8 protein-coding genes, 2 tRNA genes and 1 pseudogene are annotated in these 6,085 nt (G+C 56.1%); 9 read left to right on the top strand and 2 right to left on the bottom strand.

Annotated elements, in window-relative coordinates; genetic code table 11:
• From VGK14_RS10575 to VGK14_RS10555, 5 genes and pseudogenes are all read left to right on the top strand, one after another.
• Window positions 1–246: ACT domain-containing protein (locus tag VGK14_RS10575; RefSeq protein ID WP_331509047.1), on the top strand; the 246-nt coding region annotated here is incomplete at its 5' end.
• A gap of 57 nt (window positions 247–303) precedes the next feature.
• Window positions 304–397 (top strand) — tRNA-Ser (locus tag VGK14_RS10570).
• A gap of 158 nt (window positions 398–555) precedes the next feature.
• A pseudogene (locus VGK14_RS10565) lies at window positions 556–806 on the top strand (IS3 family transposase); the annotation flags it as partial.
• A gap of 274 nt (window positions 807–1,080) precedes the next feature.
• Window positions 1,081–1,509 (top strand): hypothetical protein, encoded by a 429-nt coding sequence (locus VGK14_RS10560; protein WP_331509046.1) that lies wholly within the window; start codon window positions 1,081–1,083, stop codon window positions 1,507–1,509.
• 111 nt (window positions 1,510–1,620) lie between these two features.
• Entirely contained in the window at window positions 1,621–1,875 is a 255-nt protein-coding gene (locus tag VGK14_RS10555; RefSeq protein ID WP_331509045.1) for a tyrosine-type recombinase/integrase, read from the top strand.
• A gap of 157 nt (window positions 1,876–2,032) precedes the next feature.
• Here VGK14_RS10555 and VGK14_RS10550 read toward each other — a convergent pair.
• Both VGK14_RS10550 and ispB read right to left on the bottom strand, forming a co-directional pair.
• A tRNA-Pro gene (locus tag VGK14_RS10550) sits at window positions 2,033–2,109 on the bottom strand.
• An 8-nt stretch (window positions 2,110–2,117) separates the two neighbouring features.
• Complete coding sequence (gene ispB / locus VGK14_RS10545) at window positions 2,118–3,086, bottom strand: octaprenyl diphosphate synthase (RefSeq protein ID WP_331509043.1); 969 nt, start codon at window positions 3,084–3,086, stop codon at window positions 2,118–2,120.
• A gap of 128 nt (window positions 3,087–3,214) precedes the next feature.
• On the opposite strand from ispB, the gene rplU reads away from it, so the two are divergent.
• From rplU to proB, 4 genes are all read left to right on the top strand, one after another.
• Window positions 3,215–3,529 (top strand): 50S ribosomal protein L21, encoded by a 315-nt coding sequence (rplU, locus tag VGK14_RS10540; RefSeq protein ID WP_331509042.1) that lies wholly within the window; start codon window positions 3,215–3,217, stop codon window positions 3,527–3,529.
• A gap of 24 nt (window positions 3,530–3,553) precedes the next feature.
• Window positions 3,554–3,811: a 50S ribosomal protein L27 gene (gene rpmA, locus VGK14_RS10535; protein ID WP_331509041.1), complete on the top strand. Its 258-nt coding sequence runs from the start codon at window positions 3,554–3,556 to the stop codon at window positions 3,809–3,811.
• 83 nt (window positions 3,812–3,894) lie between these two features.
• The gene (gene cgtA, locus VGK14_RS10530) at window positions 3,895–4,926 is read left to right on the top strand and encodes an Obg family GTPase CgtA (protein ID WP_331509040.1); all 1,032 of its coding nucleotides are present in this window, start codon (window positions 3,895–3,897) and stop codon (window positions 4,924–4,926) included.
• Window positions 4,907–6,025, top strand: a complete 1,119-nt coding sequence (gene proB, locus VGK14_RS10525; protein WP_331509039.1) for a glutamate 5-kinase — start codon at window positions 4,907–4,909, stop codon at window positions 6,023–6,025. The genes cgtA and proB overlap by 20 nt, the downstream gene beginning before the upstream one ends.
• The last annotated feature ends 60 nt before the right edge of the window (window positions 6,026–6,085 follow it).

Below are 6,085 nucleotides of genomic sequence, written 5' to 3'. Positions count from 1 at the left end.
AAGCATATCGGCGCCCGTGAAATCAACGGCGACGACAAAATTGCCAAGGTTTCGGTCGTGGGGGTCGGCATGCGCTCACACGTCGGCATCGCGAGCCAGATGTTCCGTACGCTGGCCGAGGAGGGCATCAACATCCAGATGATCTCCACTTCCGAGATCAAGATTTCGGTGGTGATCGACGAGAAGTATCTTGAATTGGCCGTACGCGTGCTGCATAAGGCGTTCGAACTGGATCAAGCTGCCTGACCAGCCGCGTAAACATTGCTTTTTCAAGGATAAGACGGTATTCTGCGCGTCCTATCCGGAGACGTGGCCGAGAGGTCGAAGGCACTCCCCTGCTAAGGGAGCATACGGGCATAAACCCGTATCGAGGGTTCGAATCCCTCCGTCTCCGCCAGTAAATTTCTGCTTAACAACTCAATGAGTTAGGCGGATATTAACTACATGACAGGTATACCAATAGGTGTACTTGTCATGTTTAACTACCTGCTGGAACGCCCCAACTCCCATTATTTCCGCATTCGGATTCCCGATGATTTGCGGGAAAAGATAGGCAGACGCAACTGTTACGACAACGCCGTGGCGGAGAGTTTCTTCCAGCTACTGAAGCGGGAACGCATCCGGCGCAGAATCTACGTTGATCGCGAAGAAGCGTGCCGCGATGTGTTCGATTACATCGAGATGTTTTACAACACGACCCGGCGACATGGTTACAACAACAGCCTGTCTCCGGTAGAGTTCGAAAAGTAGTATTTCAGCAGGCTCGAAAGTACCTAGTGGGGATGGGGCGATTCACCCGGTCCTGAAGAAGGGGCGTCTTCAGATGAACTCCGCACGTGCCAAAGTCACGAGAATTGATAAGCCCAGCTTGTCATGAAAACTAAAACAAAACAATCAATTAAGACATATCCATTGAGCCTGAGAAACAAGATCAAGCCGTAACAAATTATTACAATTTGTTACATAAAATCATACACTAAGTAAGTTTTAAGTAAGGTTGGCTACGTATTGTTCCAATCACGACAACCGCGTTATACGGAGCCGAAAAAACATCTCACTACTATCTTGAAAGGTGCTGCCATGAACAAACTGTTAGCTGCCCTAATTGCTGGTCTGTTTGCATTTTCAGCCAATGCTTTTGCCGCCGATGACGGCACTGGCGACATCAAACAAGATACCCAGAACATGCAGAAGGAAAAGCGCGACATTGTCAGGGACGATCATGATATCAACCGTGACAAGAGAGATCTCGGTAAGGATGCCCGGGAACTGAATAAGGATCGTGCGGAACGCAACCGCCTCCAGGCCCAAGAAAACAAGGAAATCAAAGAAGGCGATGCAAAGGACGCTCAATCACTGGAAGTCAAGCGGGAGAAGGAGCAGCGTGAAATCAACGGCGAGAAGAGAGATATTTCCAAGGACAAGGCCGAGCTGGCAAAAGACCGTAACCGGGACGCCCAGAAGCTGAAGCGTGAGCGTGCTGACCGCCGCCATGACAAGAAGGAATAACGGCATATCCAGTCGAAGAAGGCAGGGTGCCGGTCCTGCCTTACTTTATGCGCAGAGTTTGTTTGCGCTGATTAAGCATTTAAAATTGGGCTTGTATATGCATACCTTCCTATGGAAGGGGTGCATACCAAGAGTCGCAAGCGGCGTTCCGTGCCACTGAATCAGGAAGCTAGGCTGGCACTACTGAATCGTGCCCGGTTTCGTGCCGAACATTGCCCGGATTCACCTTGGGTGTTCGCGCACAAGAATGGAGAACGTATTCAGGAAGTGCATACCGCATTCAGGACGGCTTGCAACAATGTCGGAATCAAGGATTTTCGTATCCACCCTTCGCATGCCTGTGCGTTCTGGCTGGTCAGTGCGTGATTTGCTAGGCCACGCTTCGGTGGAAATGACCGGGCGTTATGCGCATTTGGCATCCGAAAACTTGAGAGCAGCGGTAAGCATGCTGGATCGCGTGTCACATTTTGGACACAGCACGATTTCTGGAGAGAATTTGGGAACACTAACCGCTTGATTTGATTGGTCGGGGTGAGAGGATTCGAACCTCCGGCCTCTACGTCCCGAACGTAGCGCTCTACCAGGCTAAGCTACACCCCGACTGCGGGTCAATAGGTACGGCTGACCGCAAAGGACGACAATTCTACCAGAGCTTGATGGTAATTTGAATCGGGTAGATGTGAAATCGCTGCGCAGGCTGTTTGCGCTTCGTTCGTCGCGAGTTGGCGGACATGATCCAGCGCCCCGGTGGCGTGTACGGCATCCACCACGGCCTGCAAATGATCCAGCCCGCCGTGCTCTATCGCGTCGCGGATCAGTTGCGCTTGCTGCGCATTGCCGTTGCGCATGGCATACAGCAGCGGCAGGGTGGGCTTACCTTCGGCCAGGTCGTCGCCAAGATTTTTGCCGATCTCGCTGGCTTCGCCCGAGAAATCCAGCACGTCGTCGATCAATTGAAAGGCGGTGCCGAGATGCATGCCATATTTTGCCATCGCGGCCTCATCAATGGCGGAGGCGTCGCACAGGATTGCTCCCAGGCGTGTGGCGGCTTCGAACAGTTTGGCGGTTTTGTAATGGATGACCTTTAGGTAGGCGTCATCGGTGACATCGGCGTCATGGCAATTCAGCAACTGCAGCACTTCGCCTTCGGCAATGATGTTGGTGGCATCGGCCAGCACTTCCATCACGCGCATATTCTGCACTCCGACCATCATCTGGAAAGCCCGCGAATAGATGAAATCGCCTACCAGGACGCTGGTCGCATTGCCGAACAGGCTGTTTGCGGTATCCTGGCCGCGCCGCATGCTGGAGCCGTCCACTACATCGTCGTGCAGCAAGGTGGCGGTATGGATGAATTCGATCACGGCCGCCAATTTGTGATGCGGTTGGGCAATCCGGCCAAAAGCACCTGCGGAAAGCAGGACCAGGGCCGGGCGCAGTCGCTTGCCGCCGCTATTGACGATATACTCCGAGACTTGATTGATGAGGGCTACTTCGGAATGTAATTGGTGACGGATTTCTGCGTCTACGCGAAGCATCTCATCGGCGATGCAGGCCTGGATAAAGTCGAGGGACACGGGTTAAATTTATAAATGCAAACAAAGAGATTCTATCATAGGCCGGGAGCATGATTCTGGTTGACCTATCGCTGTGGCGTCCGTATAATCCCCGATTCTTTTAGACGCATAAAGCAACGAGGCTCAACATGTATGCAGTCATCAAAACCGGCGGCAAGCAATATCGCGTGGTCCCCGGCGAAAAATTGAAAGTTGAAAAGCTGGCTGGCGATATCGGCAGCGATGTCGTGATCGATCAAGTGCTGATGGTGGCAGACGGCGATAACGTGACCGTTGGCGCCCCGGTGATTGCCGGTGCTTCCGTGAAGGCGACCGTGGTGTCGCATGGCCGGCACGACAAGGTGATGATCTTCAAGATGCGTCGCCGCAAGCACTATCGCAAGACCCAGGGTCATCGTCAGGATTACACCGAAATTCAGATTCAGCAGATCGCTGCGAAGTAATCCAGGTTAGCAAGGAGTTAAGCAATGGCACACAAAAAAGCAGGCGGCAGTTCACGTAACGGCCGCGACTCACAGGCCCAGCGACTGGGCGTAAAGGCTTTCGGCGACCAACTGGTTTCTGCCGGCAGCATCATCATTCGTCAACGCGGCACCCAGATGCATCCGGGTGAAAACGTCGGCATGGGCAAGGATCATACGCTGTTCGCCAAGGTTGACGGCAAGGTATCCTTCAGCGTCAAGGGCGCGCTGCAGCGCAAGACGGTAAGCATCATCCCGGCGTAACTGGTGTTGCTCCGTACCGGAAAGCCTCGCCGTGCTGGCGGGGCTTTTTTGTTTGGGGTTGATCCCTCATATAATCGCTCACTATGAAATTTATCGACGAAGCCACCATCAGGGTCTATGCCGGGGACGGCGGCAACGGTGCCGCCACTTTCCGCCGCGAGAAGTACGAGCCTGAAGGCGGCCCCAGCGGCGGTGACGGCGGCAAGGGCGGTTCCGTCTATGTCGTTGCCGACCGTAACATCAATACCTTGGTGGACTACCGTTACACGCGCACCTTTCACGCCGAACGCGGCGAGAACGGGCGCGGTGCCGATTGCTACGGCAAAGGCGGCGAGGACATGCTGTTGCGTGTGCCGGTGGGGACCGTGATCACCGACAAGGCCACCGGCCGCGTGCTTGCCGATCTCGCCGAGCACGATCAACGGACCTTGCTGGCCAAGGGCGGCAATGGCGGCCTTGGCAATATCCATTTCAAGTCCAGTACCAATCGCGCGCCTAGGCAATGTACGCCGGGCGAACCGGGCGAGCAGTTCGAGCTGTACATGGAGCTCAAGGTGCTGGCGGACGTCGGCCTGCTGGGCATGCCCAATGCAGGAAAATCGACATTTATCCGTTCCGTTTCCGCCGCCAAGCCCAAAGTAGCGGATTATCCGTTCACCACGCTGCATCCCAACCTGGGGGTGGTGCGCGTGGATACCAATCGCAGTTTTGTCATCGCCGACATCCCCGGCCTGATCGAAGGCGCGGCGGAAGGCGCCGGGCTCGGGCACCAGTTCCTGCGCCATCTGGCGCGTACCCGGTTGCTGCTGCATATCGTCGATATCGCGCCGTACGATGAGAGCGTCGATCCGGTGCAGGAAGCGCATGCGATTGTTGAGGAACTGCGCAAATATGACGAAGGCCTTTACAACAAGCCGCGCTGGCTGGTGCTGAACAAGCTGGATATGGTGCCGGCAGATGAACGCGATGAGCGCCGGGCACAGTTTCTTGAAGCCTTTGGTTGGCAGGGCCGCTCGTTCGGCATCTCGGCCATCAGCGGCGATGGTTGCCAAGCGCTGGTCTACGCCATCATGGATCATCTCGACCTTTATAAAGATGAAGTCGCTATTAGCTAACGCCAGGCACATCGTCGTCAAAGTCGGCTCCAGCCTGGTCACCAACGAAGGCCGCGGGCTCGACCGCAACGCCATCGCCGCATGGGCTGACCAGATCGCGCGGCTGACGCATCATGGCAAGAAAGTCATCCTGGTCTCCAGCGGGGCGGTGGCCGAAGGCATGCAGCGCCTGGGCTGGAGCAAGCGCCCTACCGCGGTCAACGAACTCCAGGCCGCTGCGGCTGTGGGGCAGATGGGGCTGGTGCAGATGTATGAATCATGCTTCGCCCAGCACAAGCTGCATACCGCGCAGGTATTGCTGACGCATGACGATCTGGCCGACCGCAAGCGCTACCTCAACGCGCGCAGCACGCTGCGTACTTTGCTCGACCTCGGCGTCATTCCCATCATTAACGAGAACGATACCGTTGCCACCGACGAAATTCGTTTCGGCGACAACGATACATTGGGTGCGCTGGTCGCCAACCTGGTCGAAGCTGATGCGTTGGTTATCCTCACTGACCAGTCCGGCCTGTATTCGGCCGATCCGCGCAAACATCACGATGCCAGGCTCATCCAGCATGCCACTGCGGGTGATCCTGCGCTGGAACAGATGGCGGGTGGTGCCGGTAGCGCGATCGGCAGCGGCGGTATGCTGACCAAGATTCTGGCCGCCAGGCGGGCGGCCCGCAGCGGCGCGCATACCATCATCGCTTCCGGTCGCGAAGAGGACGTGCTGGTGCGCCTCGTCGGAGGTGAAGTCATCGGCAGCCATCTGCGCGCAGAGCATATGAAAATGGCCGCGCGGAAGCAATGGCTGGCGGACCACTTGCAGGTGCGTGGGTGGCTGACATTGGATGCCGGTGCGGTACGGGCCTTGTGCGAAGATGGCAAGAGCTTGCTGCCGATCGGTGTGACCGCGGTATCCGGCGAATTCGAGCGCGGCGAAGTGGTCACTTGCGCGGATATTCACGGGCGCGAAATTGCCCGCGGCCTGGTCAACTATACCTCGGCCGAGACCGCCCGCATTCTCAAGCGGCCCAGCGGCGAGATCGAGCAGATTCTGGGCTATGTGGATGAGGCCGAATTGATTCATCGAGATAATCTTGTTTTGCTTTAAAGGGAGCGAGCAATGACAGACAAACAAGTACAGGTCGCCATTGTCATGGGTTCGGACAGC

Source organism: Novimethylophilus sp. (assembly GCF_036504375.1).
Taxonomy (GTDB): domain Bacteria; phylum Pseudomonadota; class Gammaproteobacteria; order Burkholderiales; family Methylophilaceae; genus Novimethylophilus.
The sequence above is the reverse complement of the archived record's forward strand: the minus strand, read 5'-3'. Positions and strand labels throughout refer to the sequence as shown.